Raw genomic sequence first — 209 nt, 5'->3', positions numbered from 1 at the left:
GACAAAAGTAAGCCGCGCGACAGCGCGGAAGCCCTGTCCTTGGCAGGGACGCTGATCGCGCCCAACAGCGAACACCTCGCGCGGATTCCGATTCCAATTCCGGGGTTGGATTCAAAGCCGAATCAACAACAAAGCGATAGATCAATTGCACGGCTTTCGCACGCTGACGCGTGCGAGTTCCTTTTTGACCGGCCAAAAAGGAACCAAAA

At 55.5% G+C, this 209-nt stretch carries 1 protein-coding gene; it reads left to right on the top strand.

Annotation, left to right across the window (positions count from 1 at the left end; translation table 11 throughout):
- Positions 1–209 (top strand): hypothetical protein (locus AC3A5K_RS16980; RefSeq protein WP_487618739.1); only part of this gene is annotated, 209 nt, incomplete at both ends.

Source organism: Luteimonas sp. Soil_C_5 (genome assembly GCF_057656615.1).
This window is presented reverse-complemented; position numbering and strand designations above follow the sequence as displayed.